The sequence below is a fragment of the Halomonas sp. KM-1 genome (assembly GCF_000246875.1).
Classification (GTDB): Bacteria; Pseudomonadota; Gammaproteobacteria; order Pseudomonadales; family Halomonadaceae; genus Halomonas; species Halomonas aerodenitrificans.
Genome location: NZ_BAEU01000058.1, coordinates 34,966 through 59,875, shown reverse-complemented (window position 1 = coordinate 59,875; position 24,910 = coordinate 34,966). Strand labels below are relative to the sequence as shown.

The window sequence follows — 24,910 nt, the reverse complement described above, 5'->3', positions numbered from 1 at the left end:
GGCCCTCGTTCATTTCCTGGCCCTCAGGGCGAAGGTGAATAGCATGATCAGCGCAAAGGCGGCGATGTAGAAGCCAATGGCGATGGGGCTCTTGAGCAGCACCCACCAGTCGCCTCCGCCCATGATCATCGACTGGCGTAGTGCCCGCTCGGCCCCGGGTCCGATGATGAAGCCGAGTACCAGCGGCGCCAGCGGGAAACTCATCAGCCTCAGCGTCACACCGAGCAAACCGGCGAACAGCAGCACCCACACGTCCATCACCGAATTGTTCGCCGCGAAGGTGCCGACGATCGCCAGGATGAAGACAGCCGGGATCATGTAGCCGGGTTGAATCATGGCGATGCGCGAGTAATAGGGCAGCAGGATCTTGCCCAGCAGCAGGTTCACCAGATTGGCGAAGATCAGCGTGAAGAACAGCGCATAGATGATCGCCGTGTGGTCGGTGAGCAGGCTCGGCCCCGGCGTCATGCCCATCAGGATGAACGCCGCGCCGAATAGCGCCGCGGTGGCGCTGCCGGGAATGCCGAAGGCGAACAGCGGAATGAAGGTGGAGCCGCAGGTCGCACTGTTGCCGGACTCGGCGCTGGCGATGCCCTCCAGCGAACCCTTGCCGAACTCCTCGGAGCGGCGCGAGAAGCGCTGGGCCAGGCCGTAGCTCATGAAGGCCGCCAGCGACTGCCCCGCCCCCGGCAGCGCGCCGATGAAGGTGCCCACTGCGGCCCCGATATAGGTGGCCTTGAGGGTCGACTTGAATTCGGCCCAGGTCAGCCTGTCCTTGCTGATGTCGTAGCCCTGCAGCAGGCTGGCCTGCTCGGCCACGTCGTCCATCAGCTTGTCGACCTTCCTCCGCCACAGCTTGGCGCCCTGGAACACCACCTCCGAGATGGCGAAGATGCCGATCAGCACCGGAATCAGGCTCAGCCCCCCGGACAGCCCGGGCATGCCGAAGGTGAGACGAGAGGCCCCGGTAATGGGGTCGCGGCCGATCATCGCCAGCAGCACGCCAATGGCGGCCACCGCCAGGCCCTTGGCCACCATGCCCTGGCTCAGGGCAGCGATCAGAATCAGCGAGAAGGCATAGAGGGCAAAGAACTCGATGGGCCCGAAGGTCAGCGCCACCGCCGCCAGCGGTACGGCGATGAAGATCAGCACCAGGTCGCTGGTGGTATCGCCGATGACGGAGGAGTAAAGGGCGGTATGCAGCGCCTTGCTCGGATTGCCCTTGAGCTTGGCCTGGTAGCCGTCAATGCTGGTCGCCGCGGCACCGGGCGTGCCCGGCACACCGAAGGAAATGGCGGCAATCGAGCCACCGAACAGCCCGCCCTTGTAGATACCCACCAGCAGGCCCATGGCCAGCGCGGGTTCGAGGAAAAACACGAAGGGCAACAGCAAGGCAATCGCCATGTCACCCGACAAGCCCGGGATCGCACCCAGAGTGATACCCAGCAGCACTCCCAGGAAAACGTACATCAACACATAGGGATGGAAGGCCAGCGCACTGGCCTCGATGACGATATCCAACATCTGCACTCTCCCACGAGGCTGGAACGATCACGACGCCACGACGGGGCCGGCAAGCCGGCCCCGTTCATGGAGCGTCAACCTGTAAGGTTCAGCCTTCGCCGATGGCAGCGAGCACTTCCCTGACGCGCTCGGTGGTGTCGCGATAGACGGCCTGAGCGCTCTCGAGTCCCTGGACGTTTTCCAGTCCTGCCGAGGCCTGACGCCCCATGGCCTGGGCAGTATCGCTTTCGAGCCCCGTCATGATGCACTCGGAGAGTTCCTGCTGGATCGACTCCGCCACCGAGGAGAAGGTGTAGACCAGCAGCGGCGCTTCGAACGACACGTCGTAGCCGGCTTCCTTGAAGGTGGGCACGTCCGGCAGCACGTCGGAGCGCTCATCGGCAAAGACGCCGATGGCGGTAACTTCGCCATTGTTGACGTTGGAGACGATGGAAGGCGGCAGCGTCATGCCCAGGTCGATATGCCCGCCCAGGATCATGGTGCGAGTCTCACCGCCACCGGTGGTCGGCAGGTGGACGTTCTGGATGCCGGTTTCCAGCTCGAGCAGTACCAGCGGCAGGTGCACCAGGCTGAGCGGATCCGCGTGACCGAACACCAGGCTGTTGGGCTCGGCCTCGGCCAGCTCGATCCAATCCTCGATGGACTGGATGGCGTGGTCGGCCTTGGCGTAGACGGTGGGTTTCCAGTCGGTCAGGTGCACGACGGGAACCCAGTCCTCTACCTCCCAGGGAGTGTCCTCGGTCAGCGTCTGGGTAATGGTGGCAGAGTAGTCCGCCATGAGGATGGTATGGCCGTTGGGCTCGGCATCGGCCACGAACTGCAACCCTTCCATGCCGCCTGCCCCGGGCATGCTGACCACATCGATCCGGCTGCCGCAGTGCTCCGCGGCATTGGCGGCGATGATGCGGGCCGTGATGTCGGTGCTGCCGCCGGCGCCATAGGGCATCACGATGCGGATGGGGCCATCGCCCAGGCTGGGCTCCGAGGCCAGAGCGCTTCCTGCGGAAAGCGTGAGAAGAGCCGCGCTTACGGCGACTGCGGTTTTTGTCATCTTGAAGGACATGTCGAAGCTCCATCTTTATTGTTGCTTATGGAAATACCACCGCTCATGAGTCAGAGCGACAGTCCTCCTATTAACCCTATGCAACTGGAGGGGGCCGGACTTGTCCGTTTCTATGATTGTGTTGTCGATTCCGAGGGAAAAACCGCAAAAGCCATTAACGCTCTAAATATATTTCACCTAAACACTAAATAACCGAAGAATAATTTGCGATATATTCGACTCGAACGATATGGATAATAAAAAGAGATCGGTGCCACTGCCGGACAGGCAGTGGCACCGGGTAATATGTCTTACACCACCAGCGGCGTGACGAAGAAGGCAATCAGGAAGGCGGTACCCAGGCGCATGACGATGCCCAGCACCGCGGCGCCCATGGCCTCGCGCTCGGTGAGATCGGAGCTCTCCGCCCACACCACCGGCACCTGGCCGAACACGGCGGAGAGCGGCAGGCCGGAGGAAGCCAACACGAACGACCCTACCACCAGCGAGGGGTCGAGATCGGCGGCAATGTTCTGCAGCTGCCCCATGGCCAGGGTCGGGCTCACCAGCACCGACAGCACGCCGGTTTCCGGATGGATGTTGAACAGCAGCATGACCTTGCCCAGGCCCGTCTCGATGGGTGCCCAGACGCCGATGTAGTCGAGCACGCCGATCACCGCGAAAACCAATGCCACGGCGGGAATCAGGATCAGCAGCAGCAGCTCCACGCCCTCCCGCGCGGCGCTGAACAGCGTGGGCATGAAGTCGCGCTCGGGAGTGAAGGTCGGCAGGTGGCCGATCTCGACCCGCTTGACGTCACGGTAGAGCACCTTGGAGAGAATCAGCGGCACGATCACCAGAGGCAGGAACACCGCCAGCAGCACCACGGCAAAGACGTTCACCCCGGCAAAGGTCAGCGCCATCAGTCCCAGCATGAAGGTGGAGAACGACTGCTGCGACTGCACCATGGTGGCCACGGCCAGCTTCTGTTCGTCCTTGGTCGCCCCCGCCTTCTTGAGGATCGGGCCGGAGATCTTACCCGCCGCGTTGATGTCGCCGAAGATGTTGTAGACGCTCGGGATGATCACCGCCGGATTGACGCCCAGCAGCTTCATGGCGGGCACGAAGATGCGCACTAGTGCATCGGTGAAGCCCAGCCGCTCCAGCAGCCTGCCGATGATCACGCTGACGATGATGGCCGTGCCGACCACGCCGGTAAGGAAGACGTCCACCACTACCGGTCGCACGGAGTTGAGGATCGCGTTGAACAACCCCGAGAGGCTGGTGGGTGAGAGCAGCAGCATCAACAGGCAGATGCACAGCAGCACGATGCCGACCACTTCGATGCGTTTCCACGCCCGCTTGTTGGCCGGTAGCCCGAGCTCCTTCTTGTCCGGGCTGGAGTCTTCAGGGGTAGTCACGGTGGTTTTCATGACAGTGCCTCTGTTGTTATTGAATGGACCGTTATTGAATGACTGTTATTAAATGAACTGTTATTGAATGGGCGCTTGGGGAGAGCATAACGGCAAGTGGTGCCGTCATGTCTCGCTCAATGCATGCTTGCCCAGCAGGTGGCTCGCCGACATCTCCCGCGCATAGGCCTGCATCGCCTCGTTGCCCACCCGACGCACCGGCGTGGAGGTGACCCGATCGCGGAACAGCACCACTTCCACGCCTTCGAGCAGCTCGTCCAGGGCGTAGGCCAGGGGCAAGCCGTTCTCGAGGATCTCCATGACGTGACAGTTGCCGACCAGGAAGTTGAGGCCCAGCTCCCGGGCCGTCTCGATCAGCGCATGGCCGGCGTAGACGCGGCTGATCGAGGCCAGCACGGTATCCACCCCGGGGTTTTCGGCCACCGCCTGGCGCAGGTTCTCCGGGGAGAAGCCGGTGTGCGGAAAGATGTGCAGGATGTGCTCGACCGGGCTATCCCGATCGCCCAGATGGATGAAGCCCCGGGTCTCGACGCTGGTCTCGCGAATCTCCTCGATGCCGCGTACCAGACGCTCCTCGGCCAGCAGGGCACGGTCCTGGTTCAGCGCCATGAAGCCATCCAGTCGGTCGAGGATGTCACCCAGGGTGGCAACACCCGGCAAGGCACGCCCCACGAACATGATGTTGCCGTGAACGCCACCGTAGGAAATGCTGCCCTTCTCCACCTTGTGCCCATGCAGGAAGGGAATGCCGGGATGCAGACCGTGGAACGCCTCGTGGCACTCCAGCCCCGCTACGTCGTAAAGATCGAGATAGTTTTTCAGCGTCACCCCGCCACAGCTGGCGGCGTCGGCGATGGGGTGATGCGCCACCACGGCATCCACCCCGGTGGCCCCGGCCAGCTCGATCACCAGCTCCGTCATGGTCATGCACACGGCGACCTTCTTCACCTCCTTGTTCGGGTCGCCGTAGATCAGCCCCGGAATCTCCAGCACCTCCTTGCCGTAGATTCCCGACGATTTCATGATCACGAAGGGGTGCTTGCCGCTCTTCACCTCCTCCATGGACGACACCGTCCTGCCGCCCGTGATCACGCTCATCGCATTGACGATATCCGCTACCTTGGCCATCGTTGTTCTCCTCGCATCAGCCATAAAAAAAGACCGCCAGCACAGCGAGAGGCGTAAAGCCTCCCACTGCGCTGACGGTCTCGAGCACTCGCCTTCTCAGGGCGAGTTCACATCACCAGTCAGTCTTGCCTGCGGAGTTGCGGACCAGGCCCGACGCCCAAGCGTCAGAGGTAGTCGCGCACATCCTTCTTCAGTACCACCACCGTGGCAGAAAGCTCGGCTTGGGCGTCGTAGTCCTTGAAGATGGACAGGACCTCGAAGCCGTACTTCGCCACCAGCAGCTGCTTGAACTCGTGCTTGAATCCCTTGATGAGATAGTGGTCGGCCAGCTCGCTCACGTTGCTGTTGAGCACGTTGAGGTAGCCGAGCGCCGGTACCCGCTTGTGCAGGGCGATGACGAGAATCCTGTCGCCCTGGATGTCCACCTTTTGGCGCACCACGCCGATACCGAAGATGCGATGGTTGACCTCATTGTAGTCCTTGATCAGTTCCTGCTTGAGCTGGCCCAGGGAACCGATACCCGAGGTATCGGCATGTGTGGAACCTGTGCTCGAGAAGTCGCTGCTCAAGGCGCTCATGGGGGTCGACCTCAATCTCGATTCGGCTGGCTACCAGAGAACATCTGGTATACCAATCTCATGCAAGCTCCAGCCTAGTCAAGCGGTAAAAATCTGTCAACAGGAAATAATCGATTATTCGTTATTGGCCTATCTCTTTGAACACCGCGACGATCGAGGTTGTGACTGCAACGAAACATGGCCCACCGGGAACATTCAAGGGCCCAGCCAACGCGCCCCTTCGGTATACCAATCTTTCGATCACGATGCGCCTGCCGCTCCCGCCGAGGCGCCTTTAGCGCGACGAATATGGTTGATGACCCCGCCGCTAGCGAGCTGCTCACGCTGACGCGCCGTCAGACCGTGGTGCAGGCGTAGTGTGCCCTTGCCCACCACCTCAGCGGTGAGTTCGGCCCCGGCGGCAAGCTGGGCGTGCAGGTCGCGTATCACCAAGCTGTCGCCCTGCTCCAGCCGCCCGCCATCGCGCTCATCCACGAAGGTGAGCGGCAAGGCGCCGAAGCAGATCAGATTCTGCCAGTGAATGCGCGCGAAGCTCTTGGCCAGCACTACCTGCAAACCCAGATAACGCGGCACCAGCGCGGCGTTCTCGCGACTCGAGCCCTGGCCGTAGTTGTGACCGGCCACGATGGCGTGGCCACCGAACTCTCGTGTCGCTTCGGCACGCCGGGCATAGTCCGCGTCCACTGCCTCGAAGGTGAACGGCGCCGAGGCGTAGACGCTGCTCCAGTAGGGCATGACCCGCTGCCCCGCCGGCATGATGTCGTCAGTGGAGATGTTATCGCCAGTTACCAGCAGTACCGGAATCTCAAGAGTATCGGGCAGTACGGTGAGTTCAGGCAGAGCCGGGGTGTTGTCGGTTTTCTGCAGCGGCTTGAGACGTGCCTCGGCAAGCGGCAGCGGCGGCACGAACACATCGCGGTTGACCACCATCTGCGCGGGCTCGGCGATGCGAGGATAGGGCATGTCGAGGCTGCGCGGGTCGGCGATGGTGCCGGCCAACGCTGAGGCGGTTGCGGTCTCCGGGCTGCACAGGAAAACGCTGTCCTCACGGGTGCCAGAGCGTCCCGGAAAGTTGCGCGGGACGGTACGCAGGCTGTTGCGCCCTACCGCCGGGGCCTGGCCCATGCCGATACAGCCGTTGCAGCCGGTCTGGTGCAGCCGCGCCCCGCTCGCTACGAGATCGGCCAGATACCCCTCGCGGATCAGCGTTGCCAGCACTTGGCGCGATGAAGGATTGATATCCAACGAGACCCCATCCGCCACGGTGCGCCCACGTACCATTTCAGACACCACGGCGAAATCGCGATAGCCGGGATTGCCCGAGGAGCCGATGTAGGCCTGATGCAGCGGCTCACCGACCACCTCGCGCACCGGCACCACCTTGTCGGGGCTGGAGGGTAACGCGATCAACGGCTCGAGAGATGACAGGTCGAGCACCTCTTCGCGGTCGTAGGTGCAGCCGAGCTCGGCCGCCAGCGGCTTCCAGTCCGCCTCGCGGCCGCGGGACGCGAGGAAGCGCCGAGTCTCCTCGTCGCAGGGAAAGACCGTGGCGGTAGCCCCCATCTCGGTACCCATGTTGGCCAGTACGTGGCGGTCCATGGCGGAGAGATTCGCCAGGCCCGGGCCGTAGTACTCGATGATGGTGTTCTTGCCGCCGGCCACCCCATGACGCCGCAGCAACTCGAGAACCGCATCCTTGGCCGAGACCCAGTCGGGCAAACTACCCTCCAAGCGGATGCCCCAGATCTCGGGCATGGTCAGGTAGAGCGGCTCGCCGGCCATGGCCATGGCGACTTCGATGCCGCCGGCCCCGATGGCCAGCATGCCCAGCGAGCCGGCCGCGGTGGTGTGGCTGTCGCAACCGACGATGGACTGGCCGGGAATGCCGAAGTGTTCCATATGCACCGGATGGCTGATGCCGTTGCCCGGCCCGGAGTACCACACGCCGAAGCGCTCGCAGGCACTCTTGAGGAACAGGTAGGTCTCGGCGTTGAGGTTGTCTGCCTGGACCAGGCCGTGATCGATGTACTGCACGCTGGGCTCGGTCTTCACCAGATCTAGCCCCATGGCTTCGAGCTCGAGCATCACCAAGGTGCCGAGCACGTCCTGCAGCAGAGCCTGATCGATGCGCAGGGCGATCTCGCTGCCCGGCGTCATCTCGCCTTCGACGAGATGGTCGCGAATCAGCTGCTGGGCCAGGTTGAGGGGCGTGGATGGTGCCGTCATTGTTGTTGGTCTCCTGTCACGGTAAAACTTGGGCGTACATTTCAGCGGGCCGGCATGGCGCCGGTATCAGCGGGCCGGCATTGCATAGCGCCGATCCGACTTGCCGGCCTTCACCACCTGTCCGGGGGTATCGTGACCCACCAGCCCCGGCAGCAGGGCGGAGGCCGCCAGCAGCGCGTCCAGGTCGACGCCGGTGGAGACGCCCATCTGCTCGAACATGTGCACCAGGTCCTCGGTGCACACGTTACCGGTCGCGCCGGGAGCATAGGGACAGCCACCCAGCCCGCCGAGGGAGGCATCGAAGCGGACGATGCCCGCCTGCCAGGCGGCCAGGGCATTGGCCAGCCCCATGCCACGGGTATTGTGGAAGTGCAGCGTGAAGGGAACGTCGGGGAAGCGCGCCTGCGCCGCCTCGCAGAGTCGTGCCACCTGGGCCGGGTTGGCCATGCCGGTGGTGTCGCACAGCGTCACTCCCTGTACTCCCAGCGCCAGCTGGCGCTCCACCAATTCGAGCACACGTGCCTCAGGCACCTCACCCTCGAATGGGCAGCCGAAGCTGGTGGAGAGCGAGGCGTTGACGAATACGTTGCGGCCACGGGAGTCACCACGCAGCACCTTGACGATGGCGGCGAATTGTTCGAGGGACTGCTCTGGGGTCATGCGCAGGTTGGCCAGGCCATGGGAGTCGCTTGCCGACATCACCAGATTGACTTCATCCACCCGGCAATCGAGCGCCCGCTCCAGCCCCCGCAGGTTGGGCACCAATACGGTGATGCCCACGCCGTCTCGGCGCTGGATACCGCTCACCACCTCAGCCGCGTCACGCAGGTTGGGAATCGCCTTGGGCGAGACGAAGGAGGTAGCCTCGATGCGCGCCAGCCCGGTGGCGGAGAGCGCATCGATCAGGCGGATCTTGTCCGCGGTGGGCACGAAGGTGGCCTCGATCTGGAAGCCGTCGCGGGGCGCCACCTCGTTGATTTGCAATTGGGTCATGATAGGTCCCGTGTCGGTCGAGGGGTCAGATGATGCCCGCAGCGCGCAGTTTGGCGCGGGTCTCGCTGTCGATGCCCAGCTCGTCGAGCACCTCGTCGGTGTGCTGACCCAGGGCCGGGCCGCCATTGCCCAGACGCCCGGGGGTGGCACTGAGCCGCGGCAGCACGCCGGGCACCTTGAGCGGCTTGCCGTTGGGACGGGTGATGGTCTGTATCATCTCCCGCGCCAGATAGTGCGGGTCGCTGGCGATATCGGCAGCGGTATAGGGGTAGCCGCAGGGCACCCGGGCGTCATCCAGGGCGGCCAGGATGGCGTCGCGGTCGCGCTGACAGGTCCACGCCTCGATGGCGGCATCGATCTCCTCGGCGCGCCGGGCCCGGCCGTCGTTGTGGGCCAGCCCGGGATCTTCGGCCAGGTCACGGCGACCGATCACACCCATCAGCCGCTTGAAGATGCTGTCGCCGTTGCCGGCGATCAATACGAAGTCGCCGTGGCGGGTACGGTAGGCATTGGAGGGGGTAATCCCCGGCAGAGCGCTGCCGCTGGGCTCGCGCACCTCGCCGGTGGCGTCATATTCGGGCAGCAGACTCTCCATCATGGCGAACACGGACTCGTACAGCGCCACGTCGATCTCCTGGCCCAGGCCGCTGCGAGCGCGCTCCTGCAGCGCCAGCAGCGTGCCGATCACCGCATAGAGGGCCGACAGAGAATCGCCGATGCTCACACCGACCCGAACCGAGGGCTCGCCGGGCTGGCCGGTGAGGTAGCGCAGCCCGCCCATGGCCTCGCCGATCACCCCGAAGCCGGGCTTGTCGCGGTAAGGGCCGCTCTGGCCGAAGCCGGAGACACGCACCATGATCAGCCCCGGATTGTGCTCGGCTAGCGCCTCGTAGCCGAGCCCCCAGCCCTCGAGCGTGCCGGGGCGGAAGTTTTCCACCACCACGTCGGCCTCGGCTGCCAACCGACGCACCATGGTCTGCCCCTCCTCGCTGCGCAAGTCCAGCGTCATGGAGCGCTTGGTGCGGCTCTGAACATGCCACCATAGCGAGGTGCCGTCCTCGATGATTCGCCACTTGCGAAGGGGGTCGCCCGTGCCCGGCGGCTCGATCTTGATCACGTCGGCGCCGAACTCGCCCAGCAGTTTGGTGGCGAAGGGACCGGCGATCAGCTGGCCGAGCTCGAGAACCTTGAGACCGGCAAGTGGGAGCTGGCGAGACGCGGGGCTGGGCATGAAGTGCCTCCTGGCAGAACCCTGTGAATTCCAGTGAGGATGTGCCAGCGCAACCGCTCCTACAATTAGAGAATGGGTAACTCTGGTTTCGCTTGACACGAAACCAGGGGTAGGATGACTCATATTGCACCTGGAGCCTTGCCATGCGCCGCTTCGATTTCGTCACCCTTCGTCTGTTCGTCGCCATCGCCGATGAGGGGCAGCTGACGGCAGCCGCACAGCGCGAGCACATGGCCCTGGCCGCCGTGAGCAAACGCGTCAGTGATCTCGAAGCCATGGTCGGCAGTGAGCTGCTCTATCGCCGTTCCCGCGGCGTCGAGCTCACCCCCGCCGGTCAGGCCTTCCTGCACCACGCGCGCCGCATCCTCGAGGACGTCGCCCGCCTCGAAGCGGAGCTCAGCGAATACGGCGAAGGGGTTCGGGGCCATGTGCGCATCCACTCCAACACCTCGGCAATCATTGCCTTCCTGCCCCAGGACCTGAGCGCCTTCTCGCGTGAATACCCTCAGATCAAGCTCGACCTTCAGGAGCGCAACAGTGCCGAGGCGATCAGCGCCGTGCAGGATGGCATCGCCGATGTGGGCATCTTCGCCGGACACGTAGCAGCCGACGGCCTCGAGGTCCGCCCCTACCGGCATGACCAGCTGGTGCTTGTGACACCCGAGGATCATCCTCTCTCTCAGCGCGAACAGCTGTTCCTGCACGAGGCCACCGAGCACGACTTCGTCGGGCTGCAGCAGGACACCTCGCTGCAGTCGCTGCTGCATGAGCAAGCCAATCAGGCCGGTCGCACCCTGCGCATGCGCATCCAGGTACGCAGCTTCGATGCCATCTGCCGCATGATCCACCACGGCATGGGTATCGGCGTGCTGCCCCAGCGTACGCTGTATCGGGACCTGCGCGATCTGCGCCTGCGTCTGATACCGCTGGCCGACGACTGGGCACGCAGGGAGATCGTGATCGGCATGCGTCACTACGAAACGCTGCCGGTAGTCGCTCGGCACCTCGTCGATCATCTGCTGCAGCCGCGCCAGGCACAAGGCGCCTCTTTCTTCGACAAAAGTTGAACAGAACTTAAACCAGTCTGATCAAACCCACGGCCAGCCCAGCTCGCCTGCAATGAATGGCACCAGCCTCCCTCCTCCTGGCTCCAACTTGAGTCAGAAAAAACAAGCAGATAACTCGCAAATACAAGGACTGATCACCGAGCCGGGCGATTGCCCAAGCAGGTCGTCACGATGTAGATCAAACGTTTGGTTTCGCCTGCTACGAAGGCAGGTTAATGATTCGTCAATATACACACCGCCCCCCAACCATTATGAATTCAATGTCGCCAGGACATTTTCTGGCCCGCGACATGACGTCTGCGTCACGACCGCAGAACAACACGACTACAGAAGAGCACTCCTAACAAGAACAACAAGCCAAACACCGAGAGGACATAACAATGACATCGTTTACCCGCAAGGCACGCCTGCTGATTCCAGCCTCACTTCTGGCCATCGGTAGCCTCGGCGTCACGAGCGCCCAGGCCAATACCTCCCTGAACATCGGTGCCGTGCCCACCGGTACCGGCTGGTTCTTCGGTATTTCCGAAGGTGCTCGCGTCATCAGCGCCAATACCCCCTATGAAATTACCGTGCGAGAGACCGGCGGCACCCGCGAGAACGCCATTCGCCTGACCCGCGGAGAACTCGACCTGGCCTTCACCGAGGCCTTGGTGGGCTACGAGATGTACAACGGCACCGGCCGCTTCGAAGACACCCCCAATCCTGATGCCCGCCTGATCTACTGGATCGCCCCTTCCACCATGCACTGGGCGGTACGCGAGGACTCCGGCATCGAGAGCTTCGAGGGGCTCGACGGCCAGCGCTTCAACCCCAGCAGCATTGGCGGCGGCGGTGAATACATCACCGAGCTGGTGTTCGACATCCTCGGGGTGGCACCCGACTTCCAGCGTATGCGCATCGACGATGCCGCCGAAGGCGTGGTCGACGGCCGCCTGGTGGGCTTCAGCTACAACGGGGTGCCGCCGATTCCGGCCTTCACCGAGGTCCACTCCTCACGCACGCTGCGCCTGCTGTCACTGACCGACGAGCAGGTCGAACAGGTAACGGCAGAGCTGCCCTTCCTGGCCGGTACCGTGATTCCCGAAGGCACCTATCGCGGCATGCCCGATGCCACCTCGCTGGGTATCTACATGGGCGTTGCGGCCAATGCCGATCTCAGCGACGACACCGTCTATGAGATCACCAAGGCCTATTGGGAGAACCACGAGCAGGTGGCCAACTCCTTCAAGCCGGCCGAAGGGGTGACCCCGCAGACCGTGATCGACAATGCCACCTTCCCGCTGCATGCCGGCGCGCTGCGCTACTATCAGGAACTGGGCCTCGACATCCCCGAGGAGATCATTCCCCCCGAAGCCCAGTGATCCAGGCGCCTCCGCGGGCCTGGCGCCCGCGGAGGTTATCGTCGCCCTTTTCCTGACGCACCGCCCCTGACTCGATGCCGCGGTGCGGGAGTCATCCGAATGATGGACACCCCAGCAAATTCCAAAGTCGTTGAGAAATACTCGGAGGACTCGGGCAAGCGTCAGCTCGTCGGCTTCTGGTTCATGGTGACGCGCCTCGCTGCCGTATCCATGGCGCTGTTCCACCTCTACACGGCCGTTACCGGTCCAGTGAACACTCAGAACGCCGTGCACCTGCTGTTCGCTCTGCCGTTGATCTTCCTGGCATACAGCTGCCGGGGGCGCGATGCCAAGCGCGTTCCCTGGTACGACATCGTGCCGATCGCCCTGGGCGTGATGGTCAGCGCCTACTACGTGATGCACTTCGACCGCATCATCTATCAGCTGGGCTACCTGATGCCCACTACGTTGGACCTCTTCTTCGGCGTGGCGGCCATCCTGCTGTTGCTGGAAGCCTGCCGGCGCGCCATCGGTCTGGCCTTTCCCATCCTGGTGCTGATCGCCCTGGCCTACGCCGCCTTCGGCAACCACCTGCCCGGGGTATGGGGACACGGCGGCTATCGCTGGGACGACCTGGTGGCCACCTTCTACATGAGCCCGACCGGGGTCTACGGCAGTTTGATGCGCACCTCCTCCACGGTGATCGTCATCTTCATCATGTTCGGCGCCCTGCTGGTCACCACCGGCGGCGGCGATAGCTTCATGCGCCTCTCCAACGCCGCCACCGGGCGCATGTCGGGGGGCCCGGCCAAGGCCGCCACCCTGTGCAGCGCCATGTTCGGCAGCATCAGCGGCAGCACCGCGGCCAACGTCGCCACTACCGGGGTATTCACCATTCCGCTGATGAAGAAGAACGGCTACAGCCCGCGCTTCGCCGCCGCCACCGAGGCCTCGGCCTCCACCGGCGGGCAGATTCTGCCGCCGATCATGGGCGCGGCCGCCTTCGTCATGGCCGACGTCATCTCGACCAGCTATCTCAACATCATCAGCGCCGCGTTGATCCCGGCATTGCTGTTCTATCTCGCCATCTGGATGAGCGTGCACTTCGAGGCCAAGCGCCTTGGCCTCAACCCGATCCCCAAGTCCGAGCGGCCTACGCTGCGCCAGGGCCTCTACAACATCGAGACCCTGGTGATCCCACTGATCGTGCTGATCACGCTGCTGGTGATGCGTTACACCCCGACCACCGCCGCGGTGGCGGCCTACTTCACCGCCATGGCGCTCTACCTGTTCTCCTGGCGCAGCCCGGGCACCTTCGTCGAGCGCCTGAAATCGCTGCCCGCCGCCCTTGAGGCCGGCGCCATGACCGCCGCCATGATCGCGGTGATCATCGGCAGCGTGGCGATCATCGCCGCGGTGATCAGCCTCACCGGCCTGGGGCTCAAGGTCTCATCGGTGATCCTCATCGTCAGCGGCGGTGACGTGCTGATCACCTTGCTGCTGGCCATGGTGGTGGCGATCATCCTCGGCATGGGCCTGCCCACCGTGGCCGCCTACATGCTGGCCGCTTCGGTGGTGGCAGCAGCCTTCGTCGAGGCTGGACTGCCGAGCCTCTCGGCACATCTGTTCATTCTCTACTTCGCCATTCTTTCCGGGGTCACCCCGCCGGTGGCGCTAGCAGCCTACATCGGCGGCGCCATTGCCGGCTCGCACTGGTTCCGCACCGCTCTCACCGCGACCAAGATCTCGCTGGGCGGCTTCCTGATCCCCTTCATGTTCATCTACCACCCGCCGCTGCTGGGCGACGGCACTGGGCTGCAGATCGCCCTGGCCGTAGGCAGCGGCGTGCTCGGCATCACGGCACTGGCGGCCTCAACCATCGGCTACTTCCTGCGTCCCTGTTCGTGGCTGGAGCGCGGCCTGCTACTGGCGGCGGCACTAATGCTGATCAGCGGCCAGCTGGTTACCGATGCACTGGGCATCGCCCTGATCGGCGGCGTGTGGGCCTGGCAATATCGCCTCAACCGCAGCACATTAGGAGCCTCTTCTACTCCCCTGGCCAGCAAGGAGCCTGCCCCATGAAGATCGTGATTCCCGACGACTACCAGGACTGCGTGCGCCATCTGGATGCCTTCGCCAAGCTCGAGGGGCATGAGGTCACCATCTACGACGACACCGTGACCGACGAGGACGCCCTGGTGGAGCGATTCCAGGATGCCGACGCCCTGGTGCTGATCCGCGAGCGCACGCCGATCACCGAATCGCTGCTGGCCCGGCTGCCCAATCTCAAGGCGATCAGCCAGACCGGCGGCGGCGCGGCCCACGTCGACATGGCCGCCTGCAAGCGCCACGGCGTCACCGTGATGGCCGGCACCGGTTCGCCCTACGCTGCCGCCGAGCTCACCTGGGGCCTGGTGCTGGCCGCCATGCGCCACATTCCCGAGGAGTTCGAGAACCTGAAGGCCGGCCGCTGGCAGCGCACCCTGGGTACCGGCCTCAAGGGCCGCACGCTGGGCATCTTCGGCTACGGCAAGATCGGCAAGCTGATCGCCCGCTATGGCCAGGCCTTCGAAATGAACGTGCTGGTGTGGGGCCGCGAGGGCACCCGCGCCCGCGCCGCCGAAGCCGGCCTCGACGTGGCGGGCAGCCAGGCCGAGCTGTTCGAGCGCAGCGACGTGCTGAGCCTGCACCTGCGCTTGAACGACGACACGCACGGTATCGTCAGCGCCGAGGATCTCGCGCGCATGAAGCCCACGGCGCTGCTGGTCAACACCAGCCGTGCACCGCTTATCGCCGCGGGTGCGCTGGAAACCGCGCTGCGCGAAGGCCGCCCGGGGCGCGCCGCGGTAGACGTCTTCGAGGAGGAGCCGGTGACAAGCCATCCGCTGCTCGCGCTGCCCAACTTCCTCGCCACGCCCCACCTGGGCTACGTGGAGAAGGACAGCTACGAGCTCTACTTCGGCGATGCCTTCGACAACCTGCTGGCCTTCGACGCGGGCCGGCCGGTGAAGAATCTGGCCGAGTGAACGGGCAAAACAAGGAGAAACACCCATGACTTCACGCCAGGCCAAGACCTCACGTCAGGAGAGTCTCGATCAGGCAGGGCTCGCCACTCGCCGCGAAGTGCTGGGCGACGCCTATGTGGACGCCGCCCTCTCCCAGGTGGATGACTTCAGCTGGCCGATGCAGGAGCTGGTCACGCGCAACTGCTGGAACGACATCTGGAACCGCCCGGGGCTCGCCCGCCCCACCCGTAGCCTGATCAACATCGGCATGCTGGTGGCGCTGAACCGACCCCACGAGCTCAAGGTGCACCTGCGCGGCGCGCTCAACAACGGCTGCAGCGAGGAGGAGATCCGCGAGGTGCTGCTGCAGTGCGTGCCCTATTGCGGCTTTCCCGCCGCCATCGACGGCCTGCGCGTGGCGCGTGAAGTCATCGCCGCCTATCGCGAAGAGCAAGGCCGATAACTACCACGACAAGCGATAACCACCACGACTAGCGATAACCACAACACAAAGACAAGCAAGGAGACACGCCATGAAAATGCCCCGCTCACTCCAGCCTGCCCTCAAGCCGCTTGCCGCGGCGGCGCTCGCCGTCGGCCTGGCCGCACCGGCAACGGCTCAGGAAGCCGTCAGCATCGGCGTGGCACCGGCCGCTTCCGGCTGGTACTTCGGCTTCTCGGAGCTCTCGCGGCTGGTCAGCGCCGACTCGCCCCTCGAGATCTCGGTGCGCGAGACCGGCGGCTCGCGGGAGAATGCCATTCGCCTCGGCCGCGGCGAGATCGATCTGGGCCTGATCGATGCGCCGGGTGCCTATGAGGCCTACACCGGCACCGGGCGCTACGAGAACGACGCCATCGACCAGATGCGCATGGTGCTGTGGGTAGCGCCTTCGACCATGCACTGGGCGGTGCGCCAGGACAGCGGCATCGAAACCTTCGAGGATCTGGACGGGGCGCGCTTCAACCCCAGCAGCATCGGCGGCGGTGGCGAGTACATCACCGAGCTGGTGTTCGACGCCCTGGGCATCGCGCCGGACTTCCAGCGCATGAGCATGTCGGACGCCGCCGATGCCGTGGTCGACGGACGCATCGTCGGCTTCAGCTACAACGGCATTCCGCCGATTCCGGCCTTCACCGAGGTGCACTCCTCGCGCCCGCTGCGGGTGCTCTCGCTGACCGACGAGCAGGTGGCCACCGCTACTGAGGCACTGCCATTCCTCTCGGCCACCGAGATTCCCGAGGGCACCTACCGCGACATGCCGGGCGCCACTACCCTTGGCACCTACATCGGCATCGCCGCCACCAGCGATCTCTCCGAGGATGCCGCCTACGAGTTCACCCGCGCCTATTGGGAGAGCATCGAACGCCTGGGCCAGACCTTCGCCCCGGCACAGGGCATGACGCCTGAAATCTCGGTGGAGAACACCGCCACCCCGCTGCATGCAGGCGCGCTGCGCTACTACCGCGAAGTCGGCATCGAAGTGCCGGAGGAGCTAGTGCCGCCGGAAGCCGAGTAATCGGAAACGGCCGGCCTTGTCCCGTCAAGCGACACGGCCGGCCGCCCATCCAGTCAGCCGCCACGACCGAGAGCGAGGCAGCGTCACAGTCACGACGCCTCCTCTGCGACCTGGCGAACACCTGCTGGCAGCAAGGCAGCGGGGCTCCATGGCGGGGCCTCACTGGTAGCATTGGCCAAGGTGAAGGTCCCCACCGCCTCGGCCAGGCGCAGCGACTGCTCCTCGAGCCGTTCGGCGGCGGCACTCGACTGTTCGACCAGGGCAGCATTTTCCTGGGTCATGCGGTCCAGCTCGGCGACCGCTACATTGACCTGGCTGATGCCGTCACTCTGCTCGCTGGTGGCTGCCGTGATCTGTTGGAGCACGGTACTCACCCGGGAGACGCTGGCCACGATTTCGCTCATGGTGGCACCCGCCTGGCCGACCAGTTCGTTACCGTCACGCACCTTGGATCCCGAAGCCTCGATCAGGGCCTTTATCTCGCTCGCGGCCGCCGCCGAACGGCTGGCGAGTTGGCGTACTTCGCCGGCTACCACCGCAAAGCCGCGCCCCTGCTCGCCGGCACGGGCCGCTTCCACCGAGGCGTTCAACGCCAGCAGATTGGTCTGGAAGGCGATCCCGTCGATCACCGAAACGATCTCGGCGATCTTGCGTGAAGACTCGGAAATCTCATCCATGGTGGCCACTACCCGGGATACCACTTCACCGCCACGCAAAGCCACGCCGGTAGCCGTCTGCGACAGACCATTGGCCTCGCGTGCGGATTCGGCGGTGTGCTCCACGGTACTGGTGATCTCCTCCATCGAGGCCGAGGTTTGCTGCAAACTGGCGGCGGCAGTATCGGTGCGCCGCGACAGATCCTGGCCACCGCTGGCGATCTCGGTGGCGGCGACACGCACCGCCTCGCTGCTTACGCGCACCTCAAGCAGCACGTCATGGATCTTGTCGGCGAAGGCGTTGAACTGGATGGCCAATTCGGCACTCTCGTCGCGCCCTTCGACCGGCAGGCGCTGGGTCAGGTCGCCATCGCCGGTGGCAATCTCACGCATGCGCCCGGCCAACTCTCGCAGCGGCCTGGCGATGCCTCCTCCCACCAGCCAGATCGCGATCAGGCCGAGACCGACGACCAGCAGCCCTACCAGGCCCATGCCCAGTAAGTGCTCGCGGCGCTGGTCGCCCAAGGTACGCTGCAGAGCGCCTAGCTCGGCCAGCACCACCTCCCGCGGCAGGCGGGTGAGCAGTACCCAAGGCGCCTGGTCGTCGCTGACGCTGAAGGGCAGGTAGAGTTCGAGCATGCCGTCGGCATCTTCTATCCGCTGCATCTCGCCGCTGCGCTGGGCTTCGAGAATACGTTGCTGCACCGCATCGCCCAGCACCTGACCGGCCGCATCGCCCAAGGAGTCGTCATTGGCGGTATAAGCCGCCACGCTGCCCAGCGAAGCGATCAGCGCCATCTCTCCGGCGCCGTCATAAAGCTCCTGGTTGGCTTGATTTAGAAACTCCTGAGTGAAATCGACCGACATGTCGACACCGGCGATGCCGCGGAACTCACCCGCGACGAGGATGGGCACGTTGAAGGAGGTGACCATGCGCATGACTCCCGCATAGTCATAGGCTGCCGGATCGATGATGCAGGGAGCCAGGGTATCGCGCGGGCAGAGATAGTATTCGCCCCGGCGCATGCCGTTGCCCAGCGGCGCCTCGCTCTCCATGTTCTCCTCGGTGAGAAGGCCCAGGCGCATGCTGCCGTCGGCCTCGCGAACCCACCAGGGGCGGAAGCGCCCGCTGCCCTCGGCAAACCCGGTATCGACATACCTGGCATCGACACCAAAGGCGTTGGGCTCCCAGCCGATATAGGCGTCCAGCAAGCCGGGGTTCTCGACCACCGTGTGACGCACCAGTTGGGAGAGTTCCTTACGGCCCAGTCGCAGCTGGGGACGTCCATCTTCACCAGGCGTCCCCATGAGGGCATTGGTATGGGCCAGTTGGCTGGCCAGGGTCAGGGCGCGGTCCAGTTCGTTGCGGATGCGCTGGGCCTGGACATGGGCCAGCGAGGAGAGCCGCTCATCGATGCCACTTTCGAGCAGCGATTGGGTATGTTCGGCGACCACATTCTGGGTGCGCGAAGCGGACACCAGGGAATAGCCTACCAAGGCAGCCGTCACGGCCAAGAGGCACGCACCGGCCAGGGCGACGACGAGGAGTCGCAGGGAGCGGAATCGTAAGCGCATGAGGATGACCATGGTAGTTAGGAAGACTGACCCAAGGTCTCAACATACTGCTTTCAAGAGCGCGGCCTCACGATTAAAGCGACTTGCATGCTTGGCGTTTGCGACACGATCGGCGCTTGTGAGGTAGCGGCTTCACCGCGCCTCTCTGATTGCGCCGTATCAATTATGCATACTCGAGCGGGACACCGGCCTCAGTGCGCGCTAGCCTCAGAAAACCCTACGCAACGGACCTGAGGACGTGCCCATGTCGCAAACCATCACCTACTACCTGAGCCTGGTATCACCGTGGACCTACCTGGGCCACGAACGGCTCGGCGAGATCGCCACCCACCACGGCGCCACCATCGACTACGTGCCGGTCTCGGTCAGCGGCATCTTCCCAAGAACAGGCGGGCTACCGCTGCCCAAACGCGCGCCGGAACGTCAGGCCTATCGCCTGGTCGAGCTGAAGCGCTGGCAGCAAGTGCTTGGCGTTCCGCTCAATGTGGAACCCAAGCACTTTCCCACCGACGACCGACCGGCGGCGCGCCTGGCACTGACCGCCAAGGCCCAGGGACACGACATTGCCGAGCTCACGCTTGCCATTCTGCGAGCCTGCTGGGCCGAGGAACGTGATATCGCCGACCTAGCCACCCTGCGCGAGATCGCCAATGCCTGCGGCCTGGACGGCCAGGAGCTGTTGGATGAGTCGGAGACGCAAGGGCAACAGCGGCTCGACGCGGCCTGCGAGCAGGCCATCGCCGCTGGCTGCTTCGGCGTTCCATGGTATGACGTGGAAGGCGAGCCGTTCTGGGGGCAAGACCGCCTCGCACTGGTGGAGAAGAAGCTCAGCGGCGAGCTTTGATCGCGGCGGCTAAGCCAGGCGCTCAGGCATGACAACGTTCATCGCTTGGCACAGCAGAAACGTGCCAAACGCAGCCAGTCCGGGCAAGCCTGGGCAGTCACAGGGCGCCATGATCAAGGCGACGAGTTCGTCTCGTTGGTTCGATCATCCGCTTCGACCATGACAGGAGGTCGTCATGAGACTGTCCACTTTCGTACTTTGCCTTGCCTTGTTCGCCGTCTCGGGCGCCGCGCTGGCAGAGCGTCCCTCTCCGGAGGATGGCCCGCTGATGACCCTCAGCGGCAGCGTGGAAGCCCCGCTGATCAAGCGTAGCTTCGATCAATTCGACACCGACCACGACGGCCGGCTGTCACAGGCTGAAACCATCAGTGCTGCGCTGACCGATTCGTTTTGGGAGCTCGACCGCAATCGAGACGGCTTTCTCAGCCGTCAGGAGTACGACTATCACCCCAACTGATCGCGGTATTCCTACCCCTATCGACGCGAGTGCTCAGGCACCGTGTCGATAGGAGATTTTTCACTTCGCTCCTGCGACAAGTTTGAGGTCGGGCGGTCGCCGGCGCTGACCTATACTGTGCTCGGTACCCGATCCACCCAACCCAGCGAGCGACTTCCACGCCAGTCGTACCCGGGACTTCCGATTCATTCGGCAGCGAAGCGATGATTCCGTACACGAGCAGGACCGCCACCCTGTCAGACTTGCGGGACCAGTTGATAAAGCTGCTGGACGACGCCGAAGCCGCTCTGCCAAGGGGCCAGGAAGCAGTGCGCGCCAGCCTGCTCGAGGCCCTCAACCTGCTTAGCCAGGCCCCACCGGAAGTCTGGCCGCAAGGCTCCTTGCATGGCGGTCTGGCCGGCTGGCAAGTGAAGCGCGTGGCCACCTTCGTCGACACCCATCTGGACTCGACCATCCACGTCATCGACATGGCGTGCCAGGCTCGCCTGAGCCTCAGCCACTTCTCACATGCTTTCAGGCACACCTTCGGCGAGCCACCGCTGGCCTATGTGACGAGACGACGCCTGCTGAAGGCCTGCGAGATGATGCGCTCCGGCACCGAGCCGCTTTCGAGCATAGCGCGCGAATGCGGCTTCTACGACCAGTCGCACTTCACCCGCCACTTTCACCGCCGACTGGGCATGACCCCACAGAGCTGGCGCCGTTTGCATGCCGAAGAACCCAACGACTGAGGCAGCCGGCAAACCTGTGCCCGTGGTGGCGATCTCTCACGCCGGCCGTTCCAGACCGAACAGATCGGTCGTGCGAGCATAGTCGCTGCCCGCCATACGCCCGATGGGCTTGAGCGCCTCGACGCTTACGTGCCGCCCGTTCCAGATGGCGTCGTCGATATGGATCGACACCACCTCCGCCAGCACCAGACAACCCGCCATGGGCTGGTCACCGAAGCGCTCGATCTTGCGCAACCGACAGCCGAAAGCCACCGGCGCCGCTACCACCCGCGGCACCGAGAGTCCCGGCATGGTCACCTTCTCCAGCCCCGCCAGGGCGAACTCGTCCTCCCCCGCCGGCAAGCTGGCGCTGGTGGCGTTCATTTCATTGACCAGCGCCTCGCCGCTGATGTGCACCACGCACTCCGGCACCTGCTCCAGGTTGCGGATGGTGTCCTTGGGCTGGCTTTCTCCATTGAGTAAAGGGGAAAAGCCCAGCACCGGCGGCGCCACGCTCACTACGTTGAAAAAGGAGAACGGCGCCAGATTGGTGCGTCCTTCGGCATCCTGGGTGGACACCCAGGCGATGGGACGCGGGCAGATGGTGCCGCAGAACAGGCGATAGATGGCCCCGCTGCTCAGCGGAGCTTCTTCCAATAGATAGTCGCTCATGGCCAGCCCTTGTTGCAGTCGATAAGGCCTCCCATCCTACACCGCTCGACAGGCTGCTCAATGCGGCTGCGCCAGCCCGGATCATTAGTATTCGCGTCTGATGCAGCCGCCCCACCTGCGCAACTCGTTGTTTAATCAACAACAGCCACCTAATTCGAACCTCATGACGCTCCTGCCGCAGGGCGAAGACGAGACCGTATACATTCTTCGATTTCTGGCTTCGATGCTGACGACATCACCGCAGCGAATCTGCTCGAAGGGACCACAAGACACCAAGAGCCAGCGCATGCGCTGGCTCTTGGTTTTCTTGGATGGCTCGTAACTGACGCCGTTACACCACGTTAACCCACTGCTCGCTGAGGGACCAGAGCTGCCTGGCCCTGTCGGCGTCGAGCGCGTAGGACTTCACACCGTCGGCAAAGGGGTTGGGGGTATCGTCGATCGGAGCGACCGCGCAGTCTTCGAGGTAGCGCCCGCCAATCTCGTCCTTGTCGGCCACTACGGCCGCCCAGACCGAGGTGGCGGCCGCCTGAGGAATCTCTTTCAGCTCGAGTGGGGGAAGACCCGCATCGGCGCGCGCTTTGCCCACCGTCTCGAAAAGCTCCTGCACCGCCTCCGGAGAAAAGTGACGAGCGAGATCCGTCATGCTGTTCCCCGGCATCACCGAGGCCGCGCGGATTCCACGATCCCGATGCCGCCGGTCGAACTCCACGGCGAACAGAGACATGGCCGTCTTCGACTTGCCATAGGCGACAAAGGGGTTGTACTCCTGTCGCTCGAAACCAGGATCGTCCAGGTCGACATCGGCGACGCGGTGAGCCTGGGACGAGAGCATCACCACGCGGCCATTGTCGGCGAGCAGCCGTTCGATCCGCGTGATCAATGCGAAATGGCCGAGATAGTTTGCGGCAAACTGAAGCTCAAAGCCGTCCACCGTTTTTTCAAATGGCGTGGCCATCACACCGGCGTTGGCGATGATGGCATCGAACGGCATCCCGTCAGTCAGCAGCTTGTCCGTACAGGCGCGAACGCTTTGCAGGGAAGCTAGATCGAGCTCGACCAGCGCCAGATTACTCCCGCCTTGCGACGCAGCGTCACGAACCGCCGCCGTGGCCGCCTCTGCTCTGGCGAGGCCCCGTACCGCACCGATGACAGTAGCGCCCTTGGCCACGAGCGCACGGGCCGTTTCGAGCCCGATACCACCCGATATACCCGTAACGAGGAATCGCTTTCCCGTGAGATCGATGCCGGCAAGCACTTCATCGGCGGTCGTCTTTGCACCCAATTTATCAGTCATGTCTTTTTCCTCTACCGTGTAGGGGCTTCTTCGCCCCTCTTCTTGATGCTTAGATTTGGACTCCACCAGCCACGTCCAGTACGGCGCCGCTGATGTAGCCCGCGTTGGGTCCTGCCAGGAAGCAAACCGTCGCCGCCACCTCCTCCAGAGTGGCGATCCGGCGGATGGGATGAAGATCCATCAACGTTTCCGGCACGTTGTGGGCCACTTCCGCCGCCATATCCGTCGGCATGATGCCCGGCTGCACGACATTGACGGTGATATTGCGCGGGCCAAGATCGCGCCCGACACCTTTCGCATAACCCACGATGGCGGCCTTGGTGCCCGCGTAATCCGCCACGCCGGGGAAGGCCACACGGCTGGCGATCGCCGAGCCGATGAAGATGATGCGTCCCCCGTCCGAGAGCTGGCGTGCGGCGGCCCGCGTGGTTGCCACCGCCCCGAGTACGTTGATGCGCCACTGGCGGTCGAGCGCCTCGGCATCGAGTTCAGGATCGTCGACCAGCTTGCCCTGAACCGCGATGGCGGCGTTGTTGACCAGGATGTCGAGCCTGCCGAAATGAGAGACGACGTCATCGATCAAGGCGGCGGCTGAAGACGTATCGGCCTGGTCGCTCCTGATCGCGATGGCCTGAGTCCCTTTTGCCTTCAGCTTCTCGACCACGGCCTCGGCCTTGTCGGCAGAGGCCACGTAGCTGATGGCCACGTCCGCCCCCTGTTCGGCAAGCGCTTCCGCAATGGCCGCTCCAAGCCCTCGCGACCCGCCGGTGACGAGTGCCACCTGGCCCATCAATTCCTTCTGCATAACCACCTCTCTCAACGTGGAGGAACGATTCCGTGCGAAAGGAATCACATTCAATAACAATCGTTACTATAACGAACGTTATTAAATTGGACTGAGGGCGTCAAGAAATTTAGTATCGATTGGTATGAAAAAGAGGAGGCGATCCGATGGGACGTCAGCGCGAATTCGATGTGGAGCAGGCGCTGGACGCGGCCCTCTGTATGTTCTGGCGCAAGGGCTATGAGGGCACGTCGTACACCGACCTGACGCAGGCCACGGGTGTCGAGCGCCCGGGGCTCTACTCGGCCTTCGGCAACAAGGAGGCGCTGTTCCGTCAAGCGATGGAACGCTACTTCACGCACTACCTGGATTACTTCCCGGCGGCGCTGGACCTGCCAACCTCACGAGAGGTGGTGGAAGAGATCTTTCGTGGGGCGGCAGATCTGCATACCCGCCACCCCGACCGCCCGGGGTGCCTCGGTATTCACGGCGCCCTGGCAGGCTCGGACGATGCAGAGCCCATTCGTCAGGCGCTGATCGAAGCCCGTGCGAAGGGGGAGGTCATGCTGCGCGAGCGCTTCGAACGGGCCAAGCAGGAGGGGGATCTGCCGCCGTCGGCCAACAGCGCCGTGCTGGCCGCCTATGTCATGACCGTGCTGCACGGCATGGCGGTGCAGGCCAAGGCCGGCTTCAGCCGCGACATGCTGGAGGCCATCACAGAGCACGCGCTTTCCACCTGGCCAGAAAAAGGCTCCCCTTCTACCGGCAATCCTCCTAAACCCGACGGCTCAAGCGGCTGATCAGGCCGAGGACAGCGATGCCTCTGCC

The 24,910-nt window shown here is 63.9% G+C and carries 22 protein-coding genes; 10 read left to right on the top strand and 12 right to left on the bottom strand.

Annotated features, from left to right (window positions below; all coding sequences use genetic code 11):
- Positions 1-9 precede the first annotated feature (9 nt).
- The 8 genes from B8115_RS05835 to B8115_RS05800 form a co-directional block, all read right to left on the bottom strand.
- The gene (locus B8115_RS05835; RefSeq protein WP_010626825.1) at positions 10-1,524 is read right to left on the bottom strand and encodes a tripartite tricarboxylate transporter permease; all 1,515 of its coding nucleotides are present in this window, start codon (positions 1,522-1,524) and stop codon (positions 10-12) included.
- Positions 1,525-1,612: 88 nt separating this feature from the next.
- Positions 1,613-2,587 (bottom strand): tripartite tricarboxylate transporter substrate binding protein, encoded by a 975-nt coding sequence (locus tag B8115_RS05830; RefSeq protein ID WP_010626824.1) that lies wholly within the window; start codon positions 2,585-2,587, stop codon positions 1,613-1,615.
- A gap of 290 nt (positions 2,588-2,877) precedes the next feature.
- Positions 2,878-3,999, bottom strand: coding sequence for a hypothetical protein (locus B8115_RS05825; RefSeq protein WP_010626823.1), 1,122 nt, complete (start codon positions 3,997-3,999; stop codon positions 2,878-2,880).
- A gap of 105 nt (positions 4,000-4,104) precedes the next feature.
- Positions 4,105-5,127, bottom strand: coding sequence for a Nif3-like dinuclear metal center hexameric protein (locus tag B8115_RS05820; RefSeq protein ID WP_010626822.1), 1,023 nt, complete (start codon positions 5,125-5,127; stop codon positions 4,105-4,107).
- A gap of 164 nt (positions 5,128-5,291) precedes the next feature.
- Entirely contained in the window at positions 5,292-5,705 is a 414-nt protein-coding gene (locus tag B8115_RS05815) for a Na-translocating system protein MpsC family protein (protein ID WP_010626821.1), read from the bottom strand.
- A 240-nt stretch (positions 5,706-5,945) separates the two neighbouring features.
- Entirely contained in the window at positions 5,946-7,931 is a 1,986-nt protein-coding gene (locus B8115_RS05810) for an aconitate hydratase (RefSeq protein ID WP_010626820.1), read from the bottom strand.
- Positions 7,932-7,997: 66 nt separating this feature from the next.
- The gene (locus B8115_RS05805) at positions 7,998-8,924 is read right to left on the bottom strand and encodes a hydroxymethylglutaryl-CoA lyase (protein WP_010626819.1); all 927 of its coding nucleotides are present in this window, start codon (positions 8,922-8,924) and stop codon (positions 7,998-8,000) included.
- Positions 8,925-8,949: 25 nt separating this feature from the next.
- The gene (locus B8115_RS05800) at positions 8,950-10,155 is read right to left on the bottom strand and encodes a CaiB/BaiF CoA-transferase family protein (RefSeq protein ID WP_010626818.1); all 1,206 of its coding nucleotides are present in this window, start codon (positions 10,153-10,155) and stop codon (positions 8,950-8,952) included.
- A gap of 143 nt (positions 10,156-10,298) precedes the next feature.
- On the opposite strand from B8115_RS05800, the gene B8115_RS05795 reads away from it, so the two are divergent.
- The 6 genes from B8115_RS05795 to B8115_RS05770 all read left to right on the top strand — a co-directional run bounded on the left by B8115_RS05795 (position 10,299) and on the right by B8115_RS05770 (position 17,087).
- Complete coding sequence (locus B8115_RS05795) at positions 10,299-11,222, top strand: LysR substrate-binding domain-containing protein (RefSeq protein WP_010626817.1); 924 nt, start codon at positions 10,299-10,301, stop codon at positions 11,220-11,222.
- A gap of 380 nt (positions 11,223-11,602) precedes the next feature.
- On the top strand, positions 11,603-12,586 hold the full coding sequence (locus tag B8115_RS05790) for a TAXI family TRAP transporter solute-binding subunit (RefSeq protein ID WP_010626816.1): 984 nt from the start codon (positions 11,603-11,605) through the stop codon (positions 12,584-12,586).
- 99 nt (positions 12,587-12,685) lie between these two features.
- Positions 12,686-14,647, top strand: coding sequence for a TRAP transporter fused permease subunit (locus tag B8115_RS05785; RefSeq protein ID WP_010626815.1), 1,962 nt, complete (start codon positions 12,686-12,688; stop codon positions 14,645-14,647).
- Positions 14,644-15,591 carry a D-2-hydroxyacid dehydrogenase family protein gene (locus tag B8115_RS05780; protein ID WP_010626814.1) on the top strand — a complete coding sequence of 316 codons (948 nt, stop codon included), beginning with the start codon at positions 14,644-14,646 and terminating at the stop codon, positions 15,589-15,591. Before B8115_RS05785 ends, B8115_RS05780 begins: the two co-directional genes overlap by 4 nt.
- 25 nt (positions 15,592-15,616) lie before the next feature.
- A complete protein-coding gene (locus B8115_RS05775) occupies positions 15,617-16,033 on the top strand; it encodes a carboxymuconolactone decarboxylase family protein (RefSeq protein ID WP_010626813.1) in 417 nt (138 codons plus the stop codon).
- Positions 16,034-16,103: 70 nt separating this feature from the next.
- Entirely contained in the window at positions 16,104-17,087 is a 984-nt protein-coding gene (locus B8115_RS05770; protein ID WP_010626812.1) for a TAXI family TRAP transporter solute-binding subunit, read from the top strand.
- A gap of 89 nt (positions 17,088-17,176) precedes the next feature.
- Here B8115_RS05770 and B8115_RS05765 read toward each other — a convergent pair whose 3' ends face one another.
- Positions 17,177-19,318, bottom strand: a complete 2,142-nt coding sequence (locus B8115_RS05765) for a methyl-accepting chemotaxis protein (protein WP_010626811.1) — start codon at positions 19,316-19,318, stop codon at positions 17,177-17,179.
- 244 nt (positions 19,319-19,562) lie between these two features.
- Between B8115_RS05765 and B8115_RS05760 the strand changes: the two genes are divergently transcribed.
- The 3 genes from B8115_RS05760 (at position 19,563) to B8115_RS05750 (ending at position 21,350) form a co-directional block, all read left to right on the top strand.
- Positions 19,563-20,162 (top strand): 2-hydroxychromene-2-carboxylate isomerase, encoded by a 600-nt coding sequence (locus B8115_RS05760; protein ID WP_010626810.1) that lies wholly within the window; start codon positions 19,563-19,565, stop codon positions 20,160-20,162.
- 175 nt (positions 20,163-20,337) lie between these two features.
- Positions 20,338-20,619: an EF-hand domain-containing protein gene (locus B8115_RS05755; RefSeq protein WP_010626809.1), complete on the top strand. Its 282-nt coding sequence runs from the start codon at positions 20,338-20,340 to the stop codon at positions 20,617-20,619.
- A 203-nt stretch (positions 20,620-20,822) separates the two neighbouring features.
- Positions 20,823-21,350 carry a helix-turn-helix transcriptional regulator gene (locus B8115_RS05750; protein WP_083861786.1) on the top strand — a complete coding sequence of 176 codons (528 nt, stop codon included), beginning with the start codon at positions 20,823-20,825 and terminating at the stop codon, positions 21,348-21,350.
- Positions 21,351-21,386: 36 nt separating this feature from the next.
- On the opposite strand, the gene B8115_RS05745 is transcribed toward B8115_RS05750, so the two are convergent.
- The 3 genes from B8115_RS05745 to B8115_RS05735 all read right to left on the bottom strand — a co-directional run bounded on the left by B8115_RS05745 (position 21,387) and on the right by B8115_RS05735 (position 24,103).
- Entirely contained in the window at positions 21,387-22,001 is a 615-nt protein-coding gene (locus B8115_RS05745; protein WP_010626807.1) for a flavin reductase family protein, read from the bottom strand.
- 331 nt (positions 22,002-22,332) lie between these two features.
- Positions 22,333-23,298, bottom strand: coding sequence for an SDR family NAD(P)-dependent oxidoreductase (locus B8115_RS05740; protein WP_010626805.1), 966 nt, complete (start codon positions 23,296-23,298; stop codon positions 22,333-22,335).
- A 49-nt stretch (positions 23,299-23,347) separates the two neighbouring features.
- On the bottom strand, positions 23,348-24,103 hold the full coding sequence (locus B8115_RS05735) for an SDR family NAD(P)-dependent oxidoreductase (RefSeq protein ID WP_010626804.1): 756 nt from the start codon (positions 24,101-24,103) through the stop codon (positions 23,348-23,350).
- A gap of 146 nt (positions 24,104-24,249) precedes the next feature.
- Between B8115_RS05735 and B8115_RS05730 the strand changes: the two genes are divergently transcribed.
- Complete coding sequence (locus B8115_RS05730; protein WP_010626803.1) at positions 24,250-24,882, top strand: TetR/AcrR family transcriptional regulator; 633 nt, start codon at positions 24,250-24,252, stop codon at positions 24,880-24,882.
- The last annotated feature ends 28 nt before the right edge of the window (positions 24,883-24,910 follow it).